At 68.9% G+C, this 25417-nt stretch carries 18 protein-coding genes; 12 read left to right on the forward strand and 6 right to left on the reverse strand.

The window, feature by feature from the left end; all coding sequences use genetic code 11:
• The first annotated feature begins 72 nt into the window (after window positions 1-72).
• From NXI30_19755 to NXI30_19770, 4 genes are read left to right on the forward strand one after another with little or no spacing between them, the layout of a single operon-like run.
• Complete coding sequence (locus NXI30_19755) at window positions 73-1146, forward strand: LLM class flavin-dependent oxidoreductase (GenBank protein MCR9096466.1); 1074 nt, start codon at window positions 73-75, stop codon at window positions 1144-1146.
• Window positions 1143-1952, forward strand: coding sequence for an SDR family oxidoreductase (locus NXI30_19760; protein ID MCR9096467.1), 810 nt, complete (start codon window positions 1143-1145; stop codon window positions 1950-1952). Before NXI30_19755 ends, NXI30_19760 begins: the two co-directional genes overlap by 4 nt.
• Window positions 1953-1991: 39 nt before the next feature.
• On the forward strand, window positions 1992-4469 hold the full coding sequence (locus NXI30_19765) for a CoA transferase (protein MCR9096468.1): 2478 nt from the start codon (window positions 1992-1994) through the stop codon (window positions 4467-4469).
• Window positions 4470-4512: 43 nt separating this feature from the next.
• Window positions 4513-6051 (forward strand): FAD-dependent oxidoreductase, encoded by a 1539-nt coding sequence (locus tag NXI30_19770; GenBank protein MCR9096469.1) that lies wholly within the window; start codon window positions 4513-4515, stop codon window positions 6049-6051.
• A 23-nt stretch (window positions 6052-6074) separates the two neighbouring features.
• On the opposite strand, the gene NXI30_19775 is transcribed toward NXI30_19770, so the two are convergent.
• Window positions 6075-7760 carry an acyl--CoA ligase gene (locus NXI30_19775; protein ID MCR9096470.1) on the reverse strand — a complete coding sequence of 562 codons (1686 nt, stop codon included), beginning with the start codon at window positions 7758-7760 and terminating at the stop codon, window positions 6075-6077.
• Between the two features lie 227 nt (window positions 7761-7987).
• Here NXI30_19775 and NXI30_19780 point away from each other — a divergent pair, with 227 nt between their 5' ends.
• Both NXI30_19780 and NXI30_19785 read left to right on the forward strand, forming a co-directional pair.
• Window positions 7988-8524 (forward strand): hypothetical protein, encoded by a 537-nt coding sequence (locus tag NXI30_19780; protein ID MCR9096471.1) that lies wholly within the window; start codon window positions 7988-7990, stop codon window positions 8522-8524.
• Between the two features lie 223 nt (window positions 8525-8747).
• Complete coding sequence (locus NXI30_19785; protein ID MCR9096472.1) at window positions 8748-9563, forward strand: thioesterase family protein; 816 nt, start codon at window positions 8748-8750, stop codon at window positions 9561-9563.
• A gap of 27 nt (window positions 9564-9590) precedes the next feature.
• Here the strand turns inward: NXI30_19785 and NXI30_19790 are convergent, their stop codons facing one another.
• From NXI30_19790 to NXI30_19800, 3 genes are all read right to left on the reverse strand, one after another.
• Window positions 9591-11105: an amidase gene (locus NXI30_19790; GenBank protein ID MCR9096473.1), complete on the reverse strand. Its 1515-nt coding sequence runs from the start codon at window positions 11103-11105 to the stop codon at window positions 9591-9593.
• A gap of 128 nt (window positions 11106-11233) precedes the next feature.
• The gene (locus tag NXI30_19795) at window positions 11234-12538 is read right to left on the reverse strand and encodes a PhoX family protein (protein MCR9096474.1); all 1305 of its coding nucleotides are present in this window, start codon (window positions 12536-12538) and stop codon (window positions 11234-11236) included.
• 285 nt (window positions 12539-12823) lie between these two features.
• Window positions 12824-14752 (reverse strand): Ig-like domain-containing protein, encoded by a 1929-nt coding sequence (locus NXI30_19800; GenBank protein ID MCR9096475.1) that lies wholly within the window; start codon window positions 14750-14752, stop codon window positions 12824-12826.
• A gap of 599 nt (window positions 14753-15351) precedes the next feature.
• On the opposite strand from NXI30_19800, the gene NXI30_19805 reads away from it, so the two are divergent.
• Complete coding sequence (locus NXI30_19805) at window positions 15352-16593, forward strand: hypothetical protein (GenBank protein MCR9096476.1); 1242 nt, start codon at window positions 15352-15354, stop codon at window positions 16591-16593.
• A gap of 143 nt (window positions 16594-16736) precedes the next feature.
• On the opposite strand, the gene NXI30_19810 is transcribed toward NXI30_19805, so the two are convergent.
• A complete protein-coding gene (locus NXI30_19810) occupies window positions 16737-17714 on the reverse strand; it encodes a hypothetical protein (protein MCR9096477.1) in 978 nt (325 codons plus the stop codon).
• Window positions 17715-17824: 110 nt separating this feature from the next.
• On the opposite strand from NXI30_19810, the gene NXI30_19815 reads away from it, so the two are divergent.
• From NXI30_19815 to NXI30_19825, 3 genes are all read left to right on the forward strand, one after another.
• Entirely contained in the window at window positions 17825-19018 is a 1194-nt protein-coding gene (locus NXI30_19815; GenBank protein MCR9096478.1) for a cytochrome P450, read from the forward strand.
• 116 nt (window positions 19019-19134) lie between these two features.
• Entirely contained in the window at window positions 19135-19578 is a 444-nt protein-coding gene (locus tag NXI30_19820) for an SRPBCC domain-containing protein (protein ID MCR9096479.1), read from the forward strand.
• A complete protein-coding gene (locus NXI30_19825; GenBank protein MCR9096480.1) occupies window positions 19575-20663 on the forward strand; it encodes an NAD-dependent epimerase/dehydratase family protein in 1089 nt (362 codons plus the stop codon). The genes NXI30_19820 and NXI30_19825 overlap by 4 nt, the downstream gene beginning before the upstream one ends.
• A 37-nt stretch (window positions 20664-20700) precedes the next feature.
• Here NXI30_19825 and NXI30_19830 read toward each other — a convergent pair whose 3' ends face one another.
• A complete protein-coding gene (locus NXI30_19830) occupies window positions 20701-22035 on the reverse strand; it encodes a hypothetical protein (GenBank protein ID MCR9096481.1) in 1335 nt (444 codons plus the stop codon).
• Between the two features lie 232 nt (window positions 22036-22267).
• On the opposite strand from NXI30_19830, the gene NXI30_19835 reads away from it, so the two are divergent.
• Both NXI30_19835 and gloB read left to right on the forward strand, forming a co-directional pair.
• Window positions 22268-24556, forward strand: coding sequence for an arylsulfatase (locus NXI30_19835; GenBank protein MCR9096482.1), 2289 nt, complete (start codon window positions 22268-22270; stop codon window positions 24554-24556).
• A gap of 81 nt (window positions 24557-24637) precedes the next feature.
• Complete coding sequence (gene gloB, locus NXI30_19840; GenBank protein ID MCR9096483.1) at window positions 24638-25402, forward strand: hydroxyacylglutathione hydrolase; 765 nt, start codon at window positions 24638-24640, stop codon at window positions 25400-25402.
• The last annotated feature ends 15 nt before the right edge of the window (window positions 25403-25417 follow it).

The following is a 25417-nucleotide window of genomic DNA, read 5'->3' on the forward strand; positions in this document are numbered from 1 at the left end:
CGACGGAGCCGCGCGCGACGGACCCGGGCCGGGGCCGGCGGGATGCGTCGAGAGGCGCTAGCAAGGGGTGCGATGCGGGTCGGTTACCAGATCGGACATTGGGGAAAGGACGCGCGGGTCGGTGGCTGCGACCTGCCGCCGCTCGAGGTCGTCGAGCGTCTCCGTGAGGCCGAGTCGTGGGGCTGTGACTCGGTCTGGGCACCGGAGTCCTACTTCGCCGAGGCCTATACGTTCCTGTCCTGGATCGGTGCGCACACCGAGCGGATGAAGCTGGGGACGGCCGTCGCGCCGATCCAGTCGCGGACGCCCGTCAACTTCGCCCAGATGGCGATCACGCTGGACCACCTGACGCAGGGGCGGGTCGTCGTCGGTCTGGGCGTGACGGGGATCAACGTCGCGGAGGGCTGGTTCGGTCAGCGTTTCGACAAGCCGCTCGCGCGTACCCGCGAGTACGTCTCGATCATGCGTGCCGTGCTCGCGGGCGAGCGACCCGAGAACGCGGACGGCGAGTTCTATCCGCTGCCGGTCCCGAACGGGGTCGGGAGTCGCAAGGCGCTCAAGTCGCCCGTCCGTCCCTACCGCAAGGACCTGCCGATCGTGCTCGGTGCGATCGGGCCGAGGAACATGGCGCTCGCAGCCGAGATCGCGGACGGATGGATGCCGGCGGCCTACATGCCTGACCGTGAGGCGGACTACGTCGCGATGCTCGACGAGGGCTTCGCGCGCCCGGGGGCGCGTCGCTCGCGGGAGGACTTCTTCCTGCCCGCCGCGGTGACGGTCGTCGTCGACGACGACCTGGATCGCGCGTCGCGATCGATTCGACAGTCGATCCTCTACCAGATCACGGTGATGGGGCACGGCGATCGGAACTTCCAGTTCGATCTCTTCGCGCGCGCGGGATTCGAGGCCGAGGCCCATACGGCGCGACGGCTCTTCGGGGAAGGGCGGGTCGACGAGGCGACCGGGGCGATCAGCCAGGAGATGGTCGACGCGATCGCGCTCGTCGGGCCCCGGGAACGGGTCCTCGAGCGCTTGCCGCGCTGGACGTCGGGCATCGCGAACTACCTGATCGTGCGCGGCGACTTCGAGGCCCTCCGCACGATCCTCGAGACGGGAGGCTTCGAGCGGCCCGGGGAGGACGGATGAGCGAAGCGAACACGCCGGCCGCCGGGGATCTGGCCGACCTGAAAGGACGGGTCGCGTTGGTGACGGGCGCCGGCCAGGTCGGTGAGGCCCTCGCGGTCTCGCTCGCGCGCCACGGCGCCGGCGCCGTGGCCGTCGTCGACCTCTCCGCGGAGCGCGCCGAGCACGTCGTCGCCGAGGTCGAGCGGTCAGGGACCCGCGGCATCGCGCTCCAGGCGGACCTGACGGATCCCGATGCGGTTGCGGAAATGGCCCGGGAAGCGATTCGCGGGTTCGGTCGGCCGCTGGACATCCTGGTCAACAATGCGGGCATGCCGCCGGGCTTCTTCTCCGATCCCGGGGGCGCGATCCGGCCCTTCGCCGAGCAGTCGCCCGACGATTGGGCGCCGCTGCTGAGGCTGAACCTGGATGCCGTCCTGTCCGTCACGCGCGCCTTCATTGGCGGGATGATCGAGCAGCGCCACGGTCGTGTGATCTCGATCGTCTCCGACTCGGCGCGTACGGGCGACCGCAACATGGCCGTCTATGCCGCGGCCAAGGGCGGCACCGCGGCGTTCATGCGATCGCTCGCGAGCGAGGTGGGTCCACACGGGGTGACGGTCAACTGCGTCTCGTTGAGCACGATCTGGCGAGCGCCCGAACCCCCGGGCGAAGACGAGCTGCGCCGGATGGCGCGGCACTATCCGCTCGGTTTCTACGGCGACGCGAGCGACGTCGCGGGCATGGTGACCTTCCTCGCGAGCGACGCGGCGCGCTGGATCACCGGGCAGGTCTACGGAGTGAACGGGGGCTATGCCTACGGACTTTGATCTCGACCTCGCCACGCCGGCCAAAGGCGGAGACGAATCGTGACGGCGTCTCGACGATCGGTAAGCGCCCCGCTCGATGGCGTGCGCGTGGTCGACGCGACGACGGCCTCGGGCGAGCTCGCCGGGCGCGTGCTCGCCGATCTCGGCGCGGAGGTCGTGAAGGTCGAGCCGCCCGGCGGCGCCGAGTCGCGGAGGCGCGGCCCCTTCGTCCGCGGTCATGAGGGGGATCGAGAGGCCTCGCTCTTCTGGGCGGCGCTGGGGCGGGGGAAGCGCAGCGTCGTGCTCGACGTCCTGACGCCGGAAGGCGCCGCAGGGCTTCGTCCGCTCCTGGCCGAGGCGGACGTGTTCCTCGAGTCGTTTCCGCCCGGTCGGTTGGCGGACGTGGGCCTCGACCCCGCCGCCGTCGCCTCCGAGTTTCCCTCGCTCGTCCACGCCTCGATCACCCCGTTCGGGCAGACGGGACCGCTGGCCGACGCGCCGGCCAGCGATCTCACGATCGAGGCGGCGAGTGGTCTGCTCGGCTTGCAGGGGCCGGGAGACCGTCCCCCGGTTCCGATCGGCTATCCGCAGGCGAGCTTCCACGCCTCGGCGCAGGCCGCGGCCGACGTCTGCTGCGCTCTCTACGAACGGCGTCGAAGCGGGCGCGGTCAACACCTCGACGTGTCGGCGCAGGCCGCGATGCTGTGGACGACGCTGAACGCCAATGGCTACCCGCTCTACGCGGGGGAGGACCCGCCCGGGACCGGGGAGGCGCGCACGCTCGAACGGCCCGAGATCCTGCCCGGCGTCAAGCTGCCGCTTCGCCTGCCTTGCGCGGATGGTCACATGCTGATGTCGCTCCCGGTGCCCGTGATCGGCGAACGCACGCTGCACGTCGTGCTTCGGGAGGCGGAGGCGCACGGCCGGCTGCCGAGCGATCTCGCCGGTCGCGACTGGTCGGCGTTCATCGGCGACTATGTCGGCGGGCGCCTCGACGCTGGACTGCTCCAGCGGGGACTCGACGCCGCGGTCGACTATCTGGCGACCCGGACGAAGCGCGAAGTGCAGGCACTCGCCGTCGCCGAGCGCATCCTGCTCGCGCCCGTCTTCGAGCTCGCCGATCTGGTCGACGATCCCCAGCTCACGGCCCGTGCCTACTGGAAGGAGGTCGGGGGACATCGCCACCCCGGGCCCTTCGCGCGCCTCTCGCGGACCCCGATCCGTGTCTCGCCGGCGGCGCCTCGGCTCGGCGCGGACGACGGGGCGCCGCCTTCGTGGCGTTCGGCACCCCGCTTCTCGAGGAATCGCGACCGCTCGGATCGGGCGGACGACGCGGGGATCTTCGCAGGGCTCAAGGTCGCCGACTTCTCGTGGGCGGCGACGGGGCCGCTGATGGCCAAGGCGCTCGGGGATCACGGCGCGACCGTCGTGCGCGTCGAATCCGCGAGCAAGCTCGATACCGCCCGTTCCGCGCCGCCGTTCCACGAAGGCGAGCGGCACATCGATCGCGCCTTCATGTTCGCGAACTACAACACCTCGAAGCTTGGTCTGACCCTGGATCTCACGACCGACCGGGGCGCCGAGGTGGCCCGGCAGCTCGTCGACTGGGCCGACGTGTACATCGAGAGCTTCACGCCGGGGACCGTCGACCGCTTCGGTCTCGACTGGGAGAGCGTCTCCGCGTCCCGGTCGGACCTGGTGATGGTTTCGACGTCGATGCGCGGCCAGACCGGTCCGGAGCGACGTTATGCGGGTTTCGGATCGCAGGGCGCCGCGTTGACCGGGTTCGAGAGCCTGACCGGCTGGGCCGACCGGGAGCCGTCCCAGGTCTACGGCGCCTACTCCGACTTCATCGCCACGCGCTACGGGCTCGCGACGCTCGCGTCCGCGCTGATGTGTCGGGACGAGACGGGGGAGGGGCAGTGGATCGACCTCGCGCAGGCCGAGGCGGCGATCCACTTCCTCGAGCCGTTGATGCTCGATCTGACCGTGAATGGTTGCAGGGCCGAGCGGGACGGCGCCGGCGCGTTCCATGCCTGCCCCAACGTCGTCGTTCCGTGCGCGGGGGTCGAACGGTATGTCGCGCTCTCGGTGGAGACGAGCGAGCAGTGGCATGCGCTGCTTGGGATCGCCCCCCTCGACGCGTTCGCGGGGGCGAAGTACGACGCGCTCGACGGCCGTCGGGCGGACCGCGCCGCGATCGAGGCCGCGCTCGCGAAATGGTCGTCGGGCTTCGAGCCTTTCGAGCTCGCCGAGCGCTTGCGTCGCGGCGGCGTGCCGGCGCACGCCGTGCTCCGCCCGCTCGACCTGCTCGACGATCCGCAGATCGCGCACCGGGGCCATTTCGTGTCGGTCGAGCACGCTGTCATGGGTCGCGTGCGTCAGGACGGACCGGCGACGCGCTACTCGCGAACTTCGCCGCGGCTGCGCCGCGCCGCGCCGGCGCTGGGCGAGCACACCGAGGCGGTCCTGCGTGACCTGCTCGGGCTGAGCGAAGACGAGATCGCGGACCTGGCGATCGCGGGGGCGCTCTCGTGAGCGCGGGGCGCGTGATCGGGCTCGGGAATCGGAGGAGAAGACCATGAGCGAACACGACCTCGGCGATCGCATCGCGGGGATCCGAGCGGCCTCGCAGCATGTGCCGCCCGCGGAGACCCTCCCGAGAGAGCGACTGGCGTCGGAGCCGCGCTGCCTGACGCAGGTCGCCGCGTGGCACGACGAGGCAGACGTCGTGGTCGTCGGATACGGCGGTGCCGGCGTGTGCGCGGCGCTCGAAGCGGCGCGCGCGGGGGCAGACGTGCTCGCGCTCGAGCGGGCCGGCGGGGGAGGGGGGACGACCGCGATGTCGACGGCTCACGTCTACATGGGCGGAGGGACGCGCGTGCAGAAAGCGGTCGGCCTCGAGGACTCGACGGAGGACATGTTCCGCTTCCTGATGGCCTCCGCGGATCAGCCGGACGAGGAGCGGGTGCGACTCTTCTGCGACGAGAGCGTCGACCACTTCGACTGGCTCGTCGCGCAGGGCGTGCCCTTCAAGGACTCGATCTGGCCCGAGCGGACGCCCGAGCAGCCGAACGACGACTGCCTCCTCTGGTCGGGCAACGAGAAAGCCTGGCCCTTCCGCGACCTCGCGCGCCCCGCGGCACGGGGGCACAAGGTCCAGAACCAGGCGGAGGGCGGCCCCGTTCTCTTCCGGATCCTGTCGGAGCGGGCGCAGGAGGCGGGCGTCCGGCTGCAGGTCGACACCCGCGTCCTCAACCTGGTCCTGCGGCCGGAGGACGGGCGGGTCGCCGGCGTCGTGGTTCTCCAGGACGGTGAGGAGCGCGCCATTCGTGCGCGTCGCGGCGTGATCCTCTGTGCGGGGGGCTTCGCGATGAATCGCGAGATGCTGCAGAATCATCTCCCGATTGCCACGACCGAGAACGTCGCGATGATCGGGAACCCGTACGACGACGGCGCGGGGATCCGGATGGGGCTCTCCGCGAGAGGCACGGCGATCCACATGGATTCGTATTTCCTCTCCGTTCTCTGGTATCCGCCGGCCAGTCTGACCAAGGGGATCCTGGTGAACGGCCAGGGACAGCGCTTCGTGAACGAGGACTCGTACCACGGGCGATGCGGCGAGTACGCCAAGCGCCAGCAGCGCGCCTATCTGATCGCGGACGAGAGCATCTTCGGCTATCCGGAGAGCGGTCTCGAGCTGATCGCCACGGAGGGGTCGATCGGCGATCTCGAGCGCGCCCTCGAGATCCCGGACGGAATGCTCCAGAGCACCGTCGCGGTCTACAACGCGAACGCGGCGCGCGGGGAGGACCCCGTCTTCCACAAGCATCCGGATTGGCTGAAGCCCCTCGACACGCCGCCCTTCGCCGCGATCGAGTGCAGCTTCGGGATCGCGCCCTACGTGTCCTTCACGCTCGGCGGCCTCAAGACCCGTCCGACGGGGGAGGTGCTCACGGAGGACGGACAGGACGTGCCCGGACTCTATGCGGCCGGGCGCACCGCCTGCGGCATCCCCCGTTCCTCGTGGGGCTACTGCAGCGGAACGTCCGTCGCGGATGCGACGTTCTTCGGGCGGATCGCGGGCCGGACGGCCGCGGGACACGCGCCCTGGACGTGAGTGTTCGCTCGGGTGAGCGCTGATCAGGCGTGGAGCTCGCCCGATTCGAAGCGCGCGCGCAGGACGTGCTTGAGGAGCTTCCCCGTCGCCGTTCGCGGAAGGGGCTCGGGCGTGAGCAGGCAGTGCCTGGGCACCTTGTAGTGCGCGAGACTCGTCCGGCACCAGTCGGTCAGGGCCTCGGGCGTGACGTCACTCGCCGGACCGACCGTGACGACGGCGCATACGGCGTCGCCGGTCTGCGCGTCGTCGACGGCGAAGACGGCGGCCTCCAGCACGTCCTCGTGCGCTTCCAGCGCGGCCTCGACCTCGGTCGGTGAGACGTTCTCCGCGCTGACGAGGATCATGTCGCGCGCGCGCGAATCGATGTAGAGCAGGCCGTCCTCGAGGCGCGCGACGTCGCCCATGGCCAGCCATCCGCCCTCCTTGAGCGCGCCGGCCGTGGCCTCCGGGTCGTTCCAGTAGCCCAGCATCAGGTAGGGGCTGCGGACGTGGACCTCGCCGTGCTCGCCTTCGGGCACGGGTTTCCCGTCGGGATCGCGGAGCTCGAGCTGTGTCGTGACCGTCACGCGGCCCGTCGAGGTCGGGTGCGCCTGGAATTCCGGGCCGCCGATGCTCGCGATGACCGCGCCGCCCTCGGTGCTCGTGTAGCCCATGCCCATCGTGCCGTTCGCGGAAGGGAACGACCGACGGAGACCGTCCTGTACGGCGGGGCTGACCGGTGCGCCGCCGACCCCGACGTAGCGGATCGAGGACGTGTCGTAGCGACCGACGGCGTCGCAGGCGGCGAGTCGGGGCCCCGCGCTCCCCAACGCGAGCCAGGTGGTCGCCCGTTCGCGTTCGATCGTCGCGAGGACGCGCTCCGGATCGAAGCGCCCGGGCAGCAGGACGAAGGCCGTGCCGTTCAGGATCGCCAGAAGGACGACGCCGTTCAGCATCGAGGTATGGAAGAGGGGCGAAGTGACCAGCACGACGTCGTCGCCGGCCGGGAGCTCGTCGCCCGCGAGGGGCACGTCGGCGCCCATCCCGACCCGCGCCATCTGCGGCGCGAAGGCGGAGAGCTGGGCGAAGCCGACGAGTGCCCGATGGGGGACCGTGACCGCCTTCGGACGCCCGGTCGTGCCGCTCGTGAAGAAGAGGACGGCCGGGTCGTCTTCCGCGATCTCCGGGTAGTCGGGCTTCTCGCCCGCGTGGGCCTCGGCGCAGCGCGCGACTTCGTCGAGATCGAAGGTCGGGACGCCGAGGCCGCTCGCCGCGACCCGCTCGAGGCGGGGCCCGTCCGCCAGGACGAGCACGGGCTCGACGAGCTGCGTCGCGTGCGCGAACTCGTCCGGCGTCCACCAGCCGTTGAACGCGGCGGGAATGGCGCCGATGCTCACGAGGGCCCAGTAGCAGACCACCCACTCCCAACGGTTGGCGGCGAAGATCGCGACCCGGTCACCGGGACGGATGGCGTGTTCGCGCTGGAACACGGTGGCCATCGCGTCGACCTGCGTCAGGTGGTCCGCGAAGCTCAGGCGGACGTCTCCGTCGACGACGTAGGGTCGATCGCCGAATCGCGCCGACCCTTCGAGCAGCTCGCGGAGGGAACGGGCGCGATGGCGGAAGACGGGCATCCGATGTCCGCGCACGTCTTCTTCGACGACCTCGAAGAGCGCGCCCTCCGCGGTCAGCTTTTCGCGCAGCTGCGCCATGATCGTTGCGACGTCCATGAGCCTCTTCTCCAGGTTGGCGTCCGATGGTCACAAATTCCGGTAGCGCCGGAAAGTGGACACTCGGAGACGAGACGGCCGCCCTTTCGAAGGGTGAATCGCCCGAAGTGAGGGGTGCTTCACAGTGGGCTCATCGACGCTGCGGTTTCCTGTTCTCCATTGGACGAGCCTCGATCGGATGGACGACGTGCGTGACTTCGATCGGCCGCACCCAAGGGAGACAGACGATGGAGAAGATCCTCGGATTCGGACGAGATCGGTTCATGAACGAACGAAGGACGCGTCGGGGGGGCGTTCTGAAGGCCTTCACCGCGATCGCCCTCTTGTGCTCGGTGTTTCCGCTCGCAGGCTGGGATACCGCGAAGGACCGATTCGAGTCCCCGAAGACGTGCGATAGCCCGCGTCCGCTCCCGCTCATGGGAGAGGTCTCGTGGGAGCTCCTGAGCGATGCACGGACGGTCTGGGAGCCCGGTGATTCGGTTCGCTTCGAAGACGGATGGGGTACGCAGATCCGGGACGGCGTCCCGATTCGCGAGTTTGCCGTCGATCGGCTGTCGAGCGAAGGGGAGGGGTTTCGTCTTCTGGACGCGACGATCGGCGACCTGAGCGCGATGGTCAAGGCAGAGCCTCTCCACTGCAATTTCGAGACGCAGGGGTTCTCTTGTCACGTCGGGAACTACTACTGCGCCTGCTACTACGGCGACCCGGACGGCGAAGGGGCCGGGTGTCACTGTGCGCACGACGGATCGAGCGACGACGACTAGGTCCGGCTGAACGCGCGCCATCCGGAGCCGCTCGGCGAGCATCGGCGACAGGCGGCCCGGACGCGACGTCAACCCCGTCAGCTTCATGGCTGGCGGGGTCGTCTCGTTCGAGGAGGAGACGGGCGGATCCGGGTTGGCATTCCGGGGCGCCCCGCGCGATCGTCCGCGGGCACGCAACGAACCCGTCGGCCCCTTCCGACCGCTCACCTCGAAGGAAACGATCTTGCCGTCTTCGCGCGACTACCTCGCTCTACAGCCGGGCTCCGGCGAGCCGGGGAAGAGCTGGCGCCTTCCCCTGGCGCCCCGCTATACGGGCGGGCGTGGTTCGCTCTTCGGCGGCGTGGGGCTGGCCGCCGGGATCGACGCGATGGCGCGGGCGACGGACAAGCCCGTGATCTGGGCGACCGGTCACTATCTCTCGCTGACCCAGACCGGAGAGGTGATCGACCTCGACGTGCAGCTCCCCGCCGTCGGTCGATCCGTGACCCAGGGGCGGGTCGTCGGTCACGTCGGTGAGCGGGAGGTCATCACGGTGATCGGTGCGCTCGGCGCGAAGCCGCAGCATCCGGTGGGCGGAACCTGGGTCGATCATCCGAGAGACGTGCCGCCGCCGGAAGCCTGCGATCTCCTCGAGCGCCCGGAAGACGAAGGCGACTCCCTCGGTCGATACACCGAGATCCGGCTGGCGCGGGGGATGTTCGGCTTCTCGGGGAAGGGCATTCCGAACTCGGAGAGCGGCCGCTCGTTGCTCTGGGTCCGGATGAAAGACATCGATCAGGACGCGGGGGCCCTCGCGGTGATCGCCGACTACGGACCCTCGGTGCTCGGCAACGCCCTGGGGCGGACCATGCACTGCACGAGCCTCGACAACACGATCCGGTACGGCACGCTCGTCGACACGGATTGGGTGCTCTGCGACAACCGGATGGAATACGTGGGGGACGGCTTCGGGTACACGACGATCCACCTGTGGAGCCAGGATCGGACCCTGCTCGCGACCGCGAGCCAGTCGATGGTCGTCCGGATCCCCGAGGATTAGACGCTCGGGCTCTGGTTCCGGCGGTGCTCAGGTCCTGGCGTTCGCGCCGACGGCCTCGTCGAAGACGACTCGCGCGAGCCGGTAGAGCCTCCTCTCCTCGAAATGCCGGCCGACGAGCATCGCGCCGACGGGCAGGCCGGAAGACGTTCCGCAAGGAACCGAGATGGCCGGGTGGCCGGTGACGTCGAACTGTCCGGTGTTCTGCATCCCGTGCCCGATCGCGTCGATCGACTCGAGGACCGAGGCCCCTTCATCACAGAGAGGGGGCGCCACCATGGTCGTCGTCGGCATGAGCAGGGCGTCGTAGCGGGAGAGGACCTCGTCGTAGGTCGCGCGCGCGAACGCTCGCTGCCGCTTGGCCCTGGCGTAGATCGTTGCGGCTCTTCCGCTGCGTTCGATCTCGGCGAAGGCAAGCCACAGGGCCTTCACGTTGGGCGCGAGCTCGCCGCTTCGGGCCGCCACCGAGGCGAACGCCTCGGGAAGTCCGCGGGGAACCCCGCTCAGCTCCTGGCGCGGATAGCCACCGCCGCGAATCGCCGACATTCCGCCGAGGACCAGGAACGGAGAGACCAGGGCAGCGAACGCGAGGTGGGCGGGGATCGAGACTTCCTCGACCGCCGCGCCACTCGAGCGCAGTCGTTCGGAGGCTTCGCCGAGGCGATCGGCGACATCCGGATCGCAGCCCGCGAAACCCTCCTGGACCCATCCGACACGCAGGCCCGCAACGTCTTCGTCGAGGGCTTCCGTATATCGAGCCGGCGCCACGCCCGTCTGACGCGGGTCGCTTCCGTTCGGGCCAGCGATCACCTCGAGCAGGAGCGCGTTGTCCTCGACGGTGCGCGTCATGGGCCCGACGTGATCGATGTGCGCGTCGATCGACAGGATTCCGGTGTAGGGCACGAGGCCCCAGGTCGGCTTCATGCCGACGATGCCGCAGAAGGACGAAGGAACGCGGATCGAACCGCCCTGGTCGCAGCCGAGGGCGAGATCGACTTCCCCCGCGCCGACCAGGGCGCCGCAGCCGGCGGAGGAGCCGCCGGAGGTGTGCCCGTGCCGATGGGGGTTGTGGATGCGGCCGCTGGCGCTCGTATGGCTGCCGCCGCTCGCCGAAAAGTACTCGCAGGCGGCGATCCCCTTCAGCTCCGCGCCCTCCGCCAGGACCCGGGCGACGACGGTGGCGTCCTCGTCCGGAACGAAGTCCTCGATGACCGAGGCGCCGCCCGTCATGGGCAGGCCGGCGACACAGGTGTTGTCCTTGACCGCGATCGTCTTGCCGGCGAGACGGCCCGTCGCGCGCTCGCGGATCGAGCTGACGACGGTCCACGCACCCAGCGGATTCTCTGCGGGCGAGGGCCGGCGATACGACCTGTCGACGGCGGGCGGCGCTTCGGGCTCGGGGAACGTCTCGAGCGCGGCGAACGCACCCAGAAAGCGATTCGTTGCTTCCGCGTACTGCTCGGCGTCCGAAGCGTCGATGGCCAATCCGGAATCCTCGGCCAACCGTTGGATCTGCTTCTCGTCGAGCCGAGGTGTGTCGGACATGCTTCGCCTTCGTGGATTCGTCGGGTAGGTGAGCTGCGAGCATATCGCGTCGCTCGGGCGGACGACGCGCGGGAAGCGACCGGGCTTCCGCTCGAATCCGATTCAGCCCCTCGGCCCCCAGACCCTCGTCAGCCGAGCACGCGCCGCGCGGAAAGCCAGGCCATCAGGCCGAGGAGGGCGCCGCGCCCTGAGCTCCCCATGGAAGGGACCTCGGGCATACCGAGGAAGGGCCCCGTCACCTCGTAGGTCGTCCCGGGATTCCGCTGGCTGCTGAAATAGAGCCGCGTGCCGCTCGGATCGAGGGCCGGCCCCGTGATCTCGGTGCCCGTCTGTCCCGTGACTTCGACGATCGGCACCACGCCGCCGGTCGGCGTGAGGGCGACGATCTGCAGATCGCCGGGATCCTCGGCGACGTAGACATCGCCGTTGGGACCGGCGTAGACGTTGTCGGGATTGCGGAGCTCGCGCATCGACGAGCTCGCGAGCTCGTAGACCAGGGTGATCGTGTCGTTCGGTACGTCGACCTTGTAGACGCGGTGATCGCCTTTGCTCGAGAAGTAGACCTCGCGCTCGTCGTTGATCCAGCAGCCTTCACCCCCGTCGAAGACCGTCGCGTTCGGTGCCTGGTAGCGCGTCGCGCGTGCTTCGATGGGCATGTGGGTCGCGCTGATGATCCCGCCGCCCGCCGGGTTGGGTTCGGGGACGACATGCCAGGCGAGGGGACGCGTCTGACCGGCGGCGATCGGTCCCTGACCACCGGGGTCGAGGATCTCCGCGGCTTCCATCACGCCGGTCGAGAGATCGGGATACGCCGTCGGCGTCATGCGATAGAAGAGCCCGTCGCGGCGATCCTCGGTCAGGTAGACACGCTGGCCGAGATCGTCGACCGCGACGGCCTCGTGATTGAAGGTGCCGAGGCCGGGGACGAGCGTGCCCTGCGAGCCGGGCGAATAGGGGTCGCATTCGTAGACGCGGCCGGCGTTGAATTCCTCGCACGAGAGCCAGGTGTTCCACGGCGTGGGGCCGCCCGCGCAGTTGCGCGTGGTGCCCGTGAGGATCGAGTAGGCGTCGACGATCGTGCCGTCGGCCGCGAATCGGATCGCCCCGACGCCGCCACCCGTGCCGCTGCTCTCGTCGTTCGAGACGTAGATCCAGCCGCCGTCGGGATGCGCGAAGACCGCGCCGCCATCGGGATTCGGATGCCAGACGTGCGACGTGGGGCCGACGGGGCTCCCGGTCGTGGCGACGATCCGGGAGGTGAAGCCCTCCGGGAGGGCCAGGCCGCTGCCGTCGGGGGGCTGCAGCGGTCCGAAGTCGTCCGCGCCGCCCATGGCGCGCGCGAAGCTCGGCGAGATCCAATCGCCGGCCGTCGCAAGGCCGACCGCCGCCATCGTGCGCGCGGTCTGCCCGAGCAGTCTTCGACGTGTGATCACGAGACACTCCCGGTCCGATCCCCGTCCATGATCCCACATCGGCGTGACGAGCGGGTGAACGAAGCGGGAAGAGACGATCGCCTTTCGGCCGGGGCTGGAGTGTCAGAGATGCACGGGATCGGAGGGGCCGAGCACGGGGCTTCCGCTTCCCTGCGACTCGCTGGATCGACCGCCTACGTGCGAGCGACTCCTCCCACGCCCGGACGACGAGAAAGGCCGCCCCACTGCGTGGAACGGCCTCTCTCCTGCGGACCCGATCCGTCCGTTCTTGCTCCGTGTGGGCGTCTAGCGCTGCCCCCCCTCGACCTCCGCGCCGAGGAGCACGTTGCAGCGCTCGTTCTCGTAGCCCCGAACCTCGAACCGCTCCCCGTCGGGACCGACGAGGGTCGCCTGGAGGGACCGCTCGTCGAAGGTCGCCTCGATGTCGTACACGGCCCGCGACGCGGATCCCGTGAGCTGGGCTTCGATCGCGGTCGTCTCGGACGCGCGGGCGGCTCGCGAGCGGCGCTGCGTGTGCCACTCGCCGGCACCGAAGGCCTGGGTCGCGATCGTGCCGTCGTCCCAGAGCGCCAGACAGTCGAAGCGGTAGGGACCGGGATCGAGCCAGGGCAGCTCTGGAACCTCGAAGAGGGTCCACGGCGGATCGATGCGGCCACTCGTGATGCTGACCGTCGCGGTATTCGATTCGTGGGTGCCGTCGGTCGCCCGGTACGTGAAGGTGCGCGTCGCCGCATTCAGGCCGGCCGGCACGAAGGTGAAGCTGCCGTCGGCGTTGACCGTCGCCGAGCCCTGGTTCGGGGCGACGGCCTGGAGCTTCGCGGCGAGCGGGTCGCCGTTCGGGTCCGAGTCGTTCGCCAGCAGGCCGGGCGCGGGCACGGTGATCGGACCGGGGGTCGCCGACTGGTAGTGGTCGTCGATCGCGACCGGCGCCTCCGGGTCGAACTCGAGCTCGTAGGCGCCGAGATCGCAGGCCGCGCCCTGCGGGCGGGCGATCCCGCGCTGGTCTTCGTTCGTGCAGGTCGGCGACGCGTCCTTCGCCGGGCTGCTGTGGGAGATCGGGAAGAAGTGGGTCTGCAGGAACTGCAGCGACCCGAGGAGCGGATTGGTCCCATCGGCCAGATCCGTCGGCGTGGCCGTCCATCCGCAATCCGATCGGTCGTGCACGAGGTTGAAGCCCTCGGACTGGATCGCGCCCCGACAGTCGGGGCCGGTCGGCGCCACGTTGTGCGCGAGGATGCTGTTCTCGACGTGGACCAGGTCGTCGTCGACCACGACCGAGAAGCTGTGAAGCCCGCCGCCGGAGAACCCGGCGTAGTTGCTCGCGATGGTCACGTTCCGGGCGTAGAAGCTCCCCGAGACGGAGATCGCGCCGCCCGACTGGCCGGCCTGGTTCCCCGCGAAGGTCACGTTCTCGAAGTTCCACGCGTGCTCGGGGATGTACCCCGTGTTGGACTGGAATCCGCCGCCGTTCTCTCCGGCCTGGTTTCCGAAGAACGCACTTCTTCGGAAGGTCGCGTCACCCACACCCTTCATGCCGCCACCCCGGACGCCGGCCACGTTCGACCAGAGGACCGAGTCCTCGAAGACGAGGGAGGCGTCGAAGCTCTTCGTGAAGACGCCGCCTCCGTTGCGGAACGCGTCGTTCTGGTGGATTCGGGACTCGAGCACCGTGACGCCGTGGTCGGCCGCGAGGCCGCCACCGTCGTTCGCGTCATTCCGCGTCAGCAGGATCCCGTCGAGGGTGACGTCCTCGCCGAAGGCGCGGATCCCGCCGCCGGCATACTCGTCGTCGTAGGAGAGTTCGAAGAGATCGCCTTCCATCAAGACGAAGCCGTGGCGGATCGTCATGTGCTCGAAGGCGACCGGGCCCGTGCCGGGATGGATGTCGAATACGCGATCGAGATGCTCCGCATCGACGATCGAGGAGGGGATCCCCGCTCCCTGGATCGTGAGGGAGTCCGTGATGTCGAAGTCGCCGGTGGCCCCCGCATCCTCGAACTGGCCCCCGATCCCGATCGAGTAGACCCCGGCGGGGAGCTCGACCACGTCGTGGCCGGGGTTCTGGTTCGCCTGCTGGATCGCTGCGCGCAGCGTGCACGTGCCCGACGACGTCGAGCAGATTCCGTCGGCCGGATTGAGATCGCCGCCGTCCGACGCGTCGTCTACGACGTAGACGGCCGAATAGGCTGAGGGCGCCGCCGCGAAGGCCGCCATCGCCGCGATCAGTCCCGCGCTCTTTCGTCCCCGACTTCCCCGACTTGCCTTACCGCGAGACCGCCCCTGCTGAAATGCCATGTCCTCACTCCTGCTGCGTGCCTGGCATCGCGGCGTGCGATGCGTCCATGTCGTCATTCTTGTGGACGCCACACGGCGGGACTGTCGGGGGGTTCACACAGGGCCCGATTTCAGCGAAGCGCGTCGCGTCGGGCGGGCGCGGGCGGGGTGCGTCCGACCCCGTCGTGGGGGGGGAGCGCGCGCGACTCCATCCCGGAAGCGCTCTCGGCGGTGCGATCGACCATCGGGAGCAGAAAAGAGGCGTCATGCCGCCGAGCATCCTACGCTGGGAGCGCTGCCGGGTTCGCGATTCCGACCCGGCGCGCGGGGGGCGGGATCGTGGGTTTCGAGTGGCCGGGGCCGAGCGGCTCCTCGCGGTCCTCGTGGGCGCTTCGCGGCACGCGTCGAGGGTTGGCCGGTGGGGGAGCGAGCGTCAAGTTCTCGCGGTGACGGGGGTCACCAGCGAACACGCGGGCCTGGCCGATAGACCACGCAGCCGACGCATCCGAATGGATGAATCGAACGGGGAGAGAGAGTCCATGTCTCATCGATGGCCGAAGGATGGCGCCTGGCCGGCGTTGCTCGCGCTTCTGGTCGCGTGTTGTCTGCCTGCCGCAGCTCTTGCGCAGGGGACCTATCCGCCGCCGGAACTCCTCGCGGAGGGGACGACCGTGCCGGGCGGCGCGCCTTATGACCTGACGCCCTACGAAGCGGACATGGTGCTCGCCTTCGACGACAACGGTGTCCAGCGCCCCGAGTGGCCCCGGCCTCCGGTCTATGACGACACCCCCTGCGTGGTCGCGGCGGGGAGTTCGTCTTCGCTGAACTCATGCCTGGACCGCCCCGGCGAGCACATCATCGTTCCGGCGGGCAACTACTCGGGCCCGTTCACGTTCGACCGGTCCGATCAGTGGATCGAGATGGCCGACGGAACCGTCCTGACCGGCGGCGTCACCATGGGCGGTGGGGCCGAGCGCATGAAGGTCACGGGCGGAAACATCGTTCGAGGGCGAGTTCAGAACGCAGGCGTCAACGACCTGCTCATCGACAACGTCAACATGATCCTGATCGATCGCGGGACGCCCAACCGGAACAGCTTCCTGACCTGCGTCACCGGCTTCAACTGTGCACGCATGGCGATCGTGAACTCGACCTGTCATGCGACGACGGCCTGTGGTCTCACCAACCATGCGCCGAGAGGGGGGACGTCGTCGCTCATCGTCGCGAACTTCGACGCCTGGTCCGAGTTCGTCAACGGGACGGGCAATGACGAGTACGTCTGGCGGATGCAGAACACGGACCGTGTGATGATCGTCGACAGTCACTTCAGGGTCTACCCGACCGGCAAGCCCCCACAGCGATACCACTACGGCTCGACGGCCACGCTCCTCGTGAACAACGTCTTCGAGGGGAGCGGGCAGGGCTTCACCAATTTCTGGATCGATACGACGGCGGGTCTGGACGAGCAGGACGACATCGACAACATGTTCATCCTTCGGAACGACTTCTATCAGCATGGGTCGCGGAAGATCGCGGACATCAACATCGACGACTCCGTCGCGGGGAACGGCATCGACGTCGTGCTCGTCCACCTCGAAGGAAACGTCAGCCATCACGCCAGCACGGCCAGCTTCGTGATCGGGGGAAACTGGAACGGCGGCGGGCAGAACTGCGGCGGCCGGAACCCGTGCCTCCGCAACATCAACAACCGGGGCGTGGTCGTCCCGGGTCTGTCGCTGATCCCGTTCACCGGCGGAGCCAGCCATACCCTGCCTCAGTAGGGGGCGTGGTGCGTGTGTAAGGAGGGCCAGCTCAGATCTGGCCGCACTCTCCATCTACGACGAGTACGAAGAGCCCTGTCCGGCGAGCGCCTGGCGGGGCTCTTCTGCGTCAGGCGACCCGCGCCTGGCACGGCTCTGCTGCGTCAGGCGACCCGATAGTCGTCGACCTGGATCTCCGCTCCGTAGTCGGCGAAATCGCCCGCCGAGCGCTGGTCCCGGAAATGCGCCCAGGACACGGGTCGGAAGCGCGGACGCTCGCTCGAGTGGTCCGCCAGGATCGGCTCGCAGACGGTGTCGTACCGGGGGTTGTAGAAGAAGGGCGAGCTGAACCGCTCCTGGTCGCGCCGGGCGAGGACGCGGTGGACCGGCGATCGGTAGCGGTCGTTGCTCCAGACCCGAAGCATGTCGCCGAGGTTCACGGTCAACGCTCCGGGGACGGGTTCCACGAGCTCGAAGCGATTCCCGATCTCGACCTGGAGGCTCGCGACGTGGTCCTGGAACAGGATCGTGAGCGCGCCGGCGTCGCTGTGGGGGTGGACGCCGAGGTGGCCCGAGTCGGGAAGCGGCGGGGCGTCCGGCGAGGCCGGCGCGGCGCAGACCGGGTAGCGGTTCAGGCGGACGAAGCTCGAGTCGCCATCGAAGTAGGCCGCGAGCCGATCCGGCGCGAAGCCGAGGCTCACCGAGAGCGCGCGGAGGAGATGTCGGCCGAGCTGGAGAGCGGCCGCATGATGGGCGACGAGGGCGTCCCGGATCGCGGGCTCGCCGGGCGGCCAGCGATTCGTGCCATCGCTGTGGACGGGCGTCGCTCGATCCGGATCGGGCTCGGCGCCGTAGTCGAAGACTTCCTTCCAGTCGGGCCGATTCTTGGTCAGCTCTTCGTCGTAGTAGCCCCAGGCGTTGTCTCGGGAGCGGCGGATGCTGCGCTTCACCGGCTCCGGAAGCGCGAAAAGGGCGTGCATCGCGGCCTCGAAGCGCGCCAGGTCCGCCTCGCTCCGGTCGTGGCCGACGATGTGGAACATGCCGAGGGAACGACTGGGCGCCTCGACGTCTCGAGCGACGCGGTCGAGCGCACGCTCGTCACCCGACGTCAATCCGGTGATGTCGACGGTCTCAGGAGGCATTCGCGGCAGGTTAGCGTGGCGGTGTGACGCTGCCGAGAGACCGTTCCACCGCCCTTGCTTCCGGGACGCCGTCTGACACATCATGGAGTCGTTGGGGAGGAGGTGTTCGCGTGACGATCCAGTACCCCGCTCAGCTCGACGAGGACTTCGACTACTTCGAGGCGGATCGGCCCGATCTCGTCGACCAGCTGAGGCGCCACCGCGAGACGCGACCCGCGGCCTGGGTGAAGGCCTGGGGGCAGCCGGCGCTGATGTTCACCAGCTACGAGCTGGTGGACGCGGCCTTCCGGGACGAAGAGACATTTCCCTCGGCTGCCTTCTACGGCACGACCGTGACCGACGTTCTGGGCCGCAACATCCAGTGCATGGAAGGCACCGAGCACCGCCGCAACCGCGCCCTGGTCTCTCCCTACTTCCGCGCGAAGAACGTCGCCGAAGTGGTACCGCCCCTGCTCGAGCCGGTCGCCCACGAACTCATCGATCGCTTCGAGGCCGCCGGCAAGACCGATCTGGTCGCTTCCTTCACGAAGGTCTATCCGATCAAGATCATCCTCCGTCTCCTCGGTCTGCCCCTCGAGTCCGAGGACGACGTCGCGCGCTGGGCCATGGGGATGATGGACATCCAGCACAATTTCGAGCTGGCCGTCCAGTGCTCGATGGACTTCCGTGCCTTCGTGACGCCCGTCCTCGAGCGACGTCGGGTCGCGCCCGGAGAGGATCTGCTCTCCCAGCTCGCGAGCGTGGAGATCGAGGGCGAACGGCTCTCGAACGACGAGATCATGAACTTCCTGCTCCTGCTCTTTCCGGCCGGGGCGGATACGACGTTCCTCGGTCTGGGAACGACGCTCTTCGCCTTGCTGACCCACCCGGAACAGCTGGAGTACGTCCGCTCCGTCCTGAACGAGGAGTGCCGCTGGGCCGCGGAGGAGGCGATCCGGTGGGTGCCGCCGGTCTCGTTGCAGCCGCGGAGGAACGCGAAGGACGTGGTCTGGCGCGACATCCCGATTCCGGCCGGCGCGAACCTGATCTTCGCCACCCTAGCGGGCAACCGCGATCCGGCCGCGTACGAAGACCCGGACCGATTCGACGTCCGCCGCCGGCCGAAGGCGACGCTCACGTTCGGGCGCGGACCCCATTTCTGTCTGGGTGCCCACCTTGCCCGCGCCGAGATGGAGGTCGCGGTTCGCGTCCTGCTCGAGCGCCTGCCGCGCCTTCGTCTGGTCGAGGGGAGTGAGGCTCGGATCACGTCCGGGATCGTGCCGGTCTTCCGCGGGCCGAATCGGCTTCCGGTTCGATTCGACTGACGAAGGGCGAGGACTGGACTCTCGGCGGACTCGCGTCTGGCGAATCCGGCTTCGCCGCGCGGGTCGGACGCCATTCGCTCATTCTCTCGGATGGGCTCCGCGATACCCTTGCGCGCGTGAAGACACGAGACTCCGTTCGCGCCGAGATCGAGATCGATGCGCCGATCGAATCCGTCTGGCAAGTGCTAGGCGACCTCGACCGCTACTGCGACTGGAACCCGTTCACGCCGAGGGCCGACTCGGGCCTCTCGATCGGCGATCCGATCTGGTTCCGCGTCCGGCTCTTCGGCGACTGGACGATTCCGTGGCGGGAGCGCGTGACGCGCAACGCGCCCCACACCCTGGGCTGGGAGCTGGTCCTCGGCCACCGGCGCCTGCTTCATGCCGAGCGCGTCCAGGTCCTGACCGAGGTCGACCCGCACCGGACCCACTACATGACCGAGGACCGCTTCAGCGGATGGCTCGCCGGACTCGTCCTCGTTCTCTTCGGGGGCTCGATGGGCAAGGGGTTCGCGGATTGCGCTCACGGCCTGAAGAAGGCCTCGGAGAATCGTCGATGACGACCGCCAATGGCGCTCCGGGCACGCTCCGCGTCCTGCTGACCGGAGGGGCCGGCTTCCTCGGCCGCGCGATCCTGCGCGAGTTCTCGAAGCTGCCGGACGTCGAGGTTCGCGTGCTCGATCGAGCCCCCCTCGACCCCGAGCGCTTCCCGGACGTCGAGTTCCGGGTGGGGGACATCGTCGACTACGAGACCGTGGTCGACGCCTGCCGCGACGTCGACGTCGTGCTGCACGCCGCCTCGCAGGTCGATTGGGGACACACCACGCGGGAAGCCCTCGAAGCCGTGAACGTGGGCGGGACGCGAACGGTGATCGGGGCCTGCCGCGAGGCGGGCGTGGCGGGGCTCGTCTACACGAGCTCGATGGACGTGGTCTGCGGGACCGAGCCGCTCTCCGGTGTCGACGAACGGCACCCGTACCCCGCGCGGTTCACGAACGAGTATTCGCGGACGAAGGCGGTCGCGGAGCAAGAGGTGCTCGCGGCCGACGACGCGACGCTCCGGACGTGTGCGCTTAGGCCGTGCGGTCTCTTCGGCGAAGGCGACCCCTATCACGTGGCGAACGTGCTGGACGTGCTCGAGAAGGACGGCCTGCCGTTCCGGATCGGCGACGGAACGGCTCGCTTTCAGCACGTCTACGTCGGCAACGTGGCGCATGCGCACGTGCTCGCCGCTCGCGCGCTCCTCGCCCCCGAGAGCCCGCTCCGCGGCGAGGCGTATTTCCTGACCGACGACTGCGAAGCGATCAACTTCCTCGACTTCATGGAGCCGATCGTCGAGGCGCTCGGACATCGGCTTCCGCCGAAGTCCAGGCGGATGCCGTATTCGATTCTCTTCGGGGTCGGGGCGCTGATGGAGGCGGCGGCATGGGTCGTTCGCGGCCTCTCGAGATTGGCGCCGGAAGGATCCCGTGTCCGGGAGAAGGTCGCCTTCGCACCGGTGCTCACCCGGTCGAGCGTCCGGTTCCTCTGCCACGACCACGTCTTCGACGGAAGCAAGGCCCGGCGCGATCTCGACTACAAGCCGATCTATGGCGAGGCCGAGGCGCTCGAGCGGACGATCGCCTGGTTCCGCGACGAGAGGTGAGGGCGGGTCCTCGAAGGCGGCGTGATCGATTCGGGCGCTAGGCCTGGCCGCGAAGCGCCCGGCGTGCCTCGAAGCGGAACGTATAGCCGCCCGTGAAGCGCGCGATTCCCAACTCGGGCGGCTCCGGGGCGGGCTCGGCCTTCGTGTCGATCGTGATCTCCCAGGCGAGCTTGGCATCACCGGGCGAAGCCGCGCGGACCCGGGCACGACGGTTGACGTGCTGGACCATCGCTTCGATCCCCGGATGGGGCTCCGGGCCGAGCTGACGGAACCAGCTCAGCTCGGTCTCCTCCTGAAGCGCGGGGCAGTCGCGGATTTCGAGGCGGATCGTGTTCGCATCCGCCAGCTCGACCCGCGCATCGACGTAGCTGCGCGGCTGGAAGTGCGGGTGGAGCTGCAGGACCTTCGCGATCGTCTCGAGGTCGTCGCCTTCGAGCCCGAGGCCCGCGTAGTTCTGGAGGCGCTCCACCGCCGTCTCGGCGTGTCCCACCCACATCCGGTCGCCCATCTGGATCCCCTTCTCCTCGCCGAGCGCCTGGCCGTTGCAGAGGATGAACGACTGCATGAGCAGCAGCGTCTGCACGCAGAACTCCTGACTGATCCCGACGAGGGCGCGGTGGGAGAAGTCCTGGAGCTGGGCGTGCGGGTCGAAGGCATGGGTGTAGTCGGTCCATCCGCCGGGCTCCGCGTCCCCGTCCGGAAGAACGAGGTCGATCGTGGCGAGCTTGCGGTCGGCCATCACCTCGAGGTTCGGGTGATGCGTGAAGGGCTGGCTCTCTTCCGAGAGGTAGACGGCCCAGCGGCAGTGGGGATAGCGCCCGGCGCCGTTCCCGACGACGCCGAGCACGTCGTCGTCGATTCGCGGCGGGCGGTGGATCGGACGCATGACCATGCGCGGGTTCGTCGCGGCGGCGGTGGCGTCGAAGGTGGGGTCCTCGATGTCGTGGCACATGAGCTTCACGGTCTTCTGGTTGCCGGTCTTCTCGATGTCGAGAAGGGCCCCGCAATGACAGAGCCAGAACTCGCCGTACTCGGGCGAGTCGAGGCGGAACTGGAAGTCCATGAACTGCTGGGGTGATCCGACCTCGAGCTGCAATCCCTTGAAGACCGTCTCGACGGTGTCGCCCTCGAAGCCGAGAAAGCGTTGCATGCGCTTGGAGTAGATCGGGCTCGCACCCATCCACTCCTCGATCCCCGATCGTACGAAGCCATCGGTCCCTTGCTCCATCCCGACGAGGGGCTGGCCGCAGCGATCGAGCAGATGACCGATCAGCAGGTACTCGTAGCCGAGCTTGACGAGCGCCGAACGCGAGAAGTCGGCGAGGGTGAGGTCGGGGTCGAAGGGACCCGAGTAGTCGTCGCGAAGGGGCATGGCCGTCTCTCCAACGAGAGACCAGCGTGCTGGCCTCCTGCGGCTCGTCTTCGGTTACGATGATCGCCGGTAGGCGGCGCTTCATCCAGCCCCTGGCGCGCTCCAAGCGGAGTAGAGCAGGGTGCCGCAGAGATCTTCCGGGTCGCCCAGGACCCTGGCCAGGGTCTCGAGAATCGAGTGGGCGGGCATGTCCCCGCCAAGCGGGTTCTGCAGGAACGAACGGAGTCGAAGGATGGGCGATCGAGCTGGCGAATTCATGCGGACGGGGACGGGTGGTCGGCGCTCTCCGGGGGCCTCGGGCCAGAAGGGATCGGGTGGGATCCGCGGGACGATCGCGGCCTGCGTGCTCCTCTTTGCAGGGATCGCCGGCGCGGCGCAGGAGCGGCCGAACGTCGTGATCGTCATCATGGACGACGTCGGCTTCGCGGATCTCGGCGCCTACGGCTCCGAGATCGAGACGCCGACCATCGATCGGCTGGCGGAGAACGGCCTGCGCTACACGCACTTCACCGTGACGGGGGTCTGTTCACCGAGCCGGGCCGCGCTCCTGACCGGGCTGAATCATCACTCCGCCGGCGTCGGTCACGCCTCGGACATCCCTCGCGAGTTCCGCGGCTATCGCGGCGAGATCCACGAGGACATCACGACCCTGCCGGAAATCCTTCGCGCCGAGGGCTATGCGACGCTCATGGTCGGCAAGTGGCACCTCGTGAACGGGGTCCACCGAACGGCGGCGGGGCCCTACGACGAGTGGCCGACCGGACGCGGATTCGACCACTTCTACGGATTCCTCGCCTCCCACGCGAGCCAGTGGGGCCCCCACGATCTCTGGGAGGGGACCACGGCCGTCGAGGCCCCGGCGGACGGCAGCTACTACTTCCCCGACGCGATGACCGACCGCGCGCTCGAGATGCTCGAGGCGCAGCGGCAGGACGATCCGGACCGTCCCTTCTTCCTCTACTACTCGACGCCAGCGGCCCACGCGCCCCACCACACGAAGCCCGAGGACCGCGCGAAGTACGCCGGGCGCTTCGATCGAGGATACGACGTGTCGCGCGCGGAGCGCCTGGCGCGGCAGAAGGGGATGGGGCTCGTTCCCGAGGACGCGCCGCTCGCTCCCTACTACCCCGGCGTCGTTCCCTTCGACGAGCTCTCCGACGAGGAGCGACGCGTGTCGACACGCCTCCAGGAGAACCACGCCGCGTACCTCGACAACATGGATCAGAACCTGGGGCGGGTGATCAGCTGGCTCTCCCAGCACGGCGAGCTCGAGAACACGATCCTGCTCGTGATGTCCGACAACGGCGGGAGTCGAGAAGCCTTTGCCAACGGCACGACGAACCAGGGGCGCTTCTTCAGTCAGTTCGGGGAGACCCACGAGCAGCGCATGCGCGAGCTGCCGCTCATCGGGGGACCCGACTCCTATCCGAACTATCCCCTGGGCTGGATGCAGGCGAGCAATACCCCCTTCAAGCTGAGCAAGGCGAGCGTGCACGGGGGCGGCGTCCGCTCCCCGCTCGTCGTGCACTGGCCCGGAGGAGGGATCGAGGCCGGCGGCCTACGCAAGCAGATGCACCACGTGAATGACGTCGCCCCGACGGTCCTCGAGCTGCTCGGGATCGAGCATCCCTCGTCCCGCGCCGAGAGCGAGGTCGTGCCGATGGAGGGGACGAGCTTCGCGTACTCCCTGGCCGATGCCGATGCGCCGACCCGCAAGCTCGAGCAGTACTACGAGATGGAGGGGAATCGGGCGATCTACGCGCGGGGCTGGAAGCTGGTCTCGTGGCACCCCGACGGCGAGTCCTACGAGGACTATCCGTGGGAGCTCTACCATCTCGACGAAGACCCGACCGAGTCGAAGGATCTGGCCGAGATCCATCCGGAGAAGGTCGTCGAGCTCTCGCAGGCCTTCGATGCGGCGGCGGCGCGCTACGACGTCCTGCCGATCGACGATCGGTGGTTCAACGACCGGGCCGGATTCACGAGCCCCGAGCCCGAGACATTCAGCCTGCAAGACGGGGCGGGGCCCCTGAATACCCTCGCCGAGGCGCCTCGCATGGCGATGCGTTCGTGGACGATCACCGCGCGGCTCTCGCGGGCGCAGGGCGACCAGGGCGTGCTCGTCGCCATGGGCGACATCTACTCCGGCTACTCGCTGTACCTCCAGGGCGATCGCGCGCATTTCGCGGTCAACCTCTTCGGGGACCTGACGGTCCTCCGTTCGAGCGCACCCCTGCCGGAGGGCGCGACCGAGATCGAGGTGGAGTTCCAGCACGACGGGACGTTCGAGGCGATCCTCCGCGGCGGGCTCTGGAGCCGGTATCGGTTCCTGGGCGGAGACGTCTCTCTGAAGGTCGATGGCATCGAAGTGGCCGAAGCGCGTCTGCCCTACGGGCCGCCCGTGCTGATCTGGGAGGGCCTCGACGTGGGGCTCGATCGGGGCTCGCCGGTGACGCGCGCGTACACGGCGCCTTTCGACTTCACGGGTGAGCTGGCGGAGGTTGCGTTCGATCTGCGTTGAGGTCGGATCGTCCGCGGATCCGTTGGCGCGCGCTGCTAGCCTCGGCCACCGATTCGCGATTCCCGGAGAGGAACGGCCACGATGCTCGAGATCCACCAGTTCGGATGTCTCTCCGACAACTACGGCTTTCTCGTCCACGATCCCGACTCCGGATCGACCGCGTGCGTCGATACGCCGGAGGTCGAGCCGACGCTCGCTGCCCTCCAAGAGAAGGGCTGGTCGCTGACCCATATCTGGAACACACACTGGCATCCCGATCACACGGGCGGCAACCAGGAGCTCCAGGAGAAGACGGGCTGCGCGATTCTCGGCCCGCGGAACGAGCGGGACCGGGTTCCGGGGATCGAGACGGAGCTGGGCGAGGGCAGCACGTTCGCGTTCGGGGCGCACGAGGTCCGCGTCTTCGACGTCCCCGGTCACACGGCGGGACACATCGCCTACTGGCTGCCCGAGGATTCCGTGGCGTTCGTGGGCGACACGCTGTTCGCCCTGGGATGCGGCCGCCTCTTCGAAGGGACGGCGGAGCAGATGTGGGACTCGCTCGGAAAACTGAGGACGCTGCCCCCGGAGACCGTGGTCTACTGCGCGCACGAGTACACCCAGGCGAACGCGCGGTTCGCGCTCAGCGTGGATCCCGAGAACGCCGATCTGACCCGACGCGTCCAGGAGATCGACGCGATGCGCGCCAAGGGCCTCGCCACGGTGCCCACCACGATCGGGGTCGAGCATTCGACGAACCCGTTCCTGCGCGCCGACGACCCGGCCTTCCAGCGCGCGATCGGCATGGAAGGCGCGGATCCCGTCGCGGTCTTCGCGGAGACGCGCAAGCGCAAGGACGAGTTCTGATCCGCTCGAGCGGCC

The sequence above is a fragment of the bacterium genome (assembly GCA_024742285.1).
Taxonomy (GTDB): domain Bacteria; phylum Myxococcota_A; class UBA9160; order UBA9160; family UBA4427; genus UBA4427.

Excerpts from the sequence above, each read along its gene's own strand:
- NXI30_19830 (MCR9096481.1), bottom strand. The coding sequence starts at position 22,035 with ATGCCCCTTCGCGACGACTACTCGGGTCCCTTCGACCCCGACCTCACC.
- gloB (MCR9096483.1), top strand. The coding sequence starts at position 24,638 with ATGCTCGAGATCCACCAGTTCGGATGTCTCTCCGACAACTACGGCTTT.
- NXI30_19835 (MCR9096482.1), top strand. The coding sequence starts at position 22,268 with ATGGGCGATCGAGCTGGCGAATTCATGCGGACGGGGACGGGTGGTCGG.
- NXI30_19780 (MCR9096471.1), top strand. The coding sequence starts at position 7,988 with ATGGAGAAGATCCTCGGATTCGGACGAGATCGGTTCATGAACGAACGA.
- NXI30_19800 (MCR9096475.1), bottom strand. The coding sequence starts at position 14,752 with ATGGCGGCCTTCGCGGCGGCGCCCTCAGCCTATTCGGCCGTCTACGTC.
- NXI30_19755 (MCR9096466.1), top strand. The coding sequence starts at position 73 with ATGCGGGTCGGTTACCAGATCGGACATTGGGGAAAGGACGCGCGGGTC.
- NXI30_19770 (MCR9096469.1), top strand. The coding sequence starts at position 4,513 with ATGAGCGAACACGACCTCGGCGATCGCATCGCGGGGATCCGAGCGGCC.
- NXI30_19790 (MCR9096473.1), bottom strand. The coding sequence starts at position 11,105 with ATGTCCGACACACCTCGGCTCGACGAGAAGCAGATCCAACGGTTGGCC.
- NXI30_19775 (MCR9096470.1), bottom strand. The coding sequence starts at position 7,760 with ATGGACGTCGCAACGATCATGGCGCAGCTGCGCGAAAAGCTGACCGCG.
- NXI30_19810 (MCR9096477.1), bottom strand. The coding sequence starts at position 17,714 with ATGCCTCCTGAGACCGTCGACATCACCGGATTGACGTCGGGTGACGAG.
- NXI30_19760 (MCR9096467.1), top strand. The coding sequence starts at position 1,143 with ATGAGCGAAGCGAACACGCCGGCCGCCGGGGATCTGGCCGACCTGAAA.
- NXI30_19805 (MCR9096476.1), top strand. The coding sequence starts at position 15,352 with ATGTCTCATCGATGGCCGAAGGATGGCGCCTGGCCGGCGTTGCTCGCG.
- NXI30_19825 (MCR9096480.1), top strand. The coding sequence starts at position 19,575 with ATGACGACCGCCAATGGCGCTCCGGGCACGCTCCGCGTCCTGCTGACC.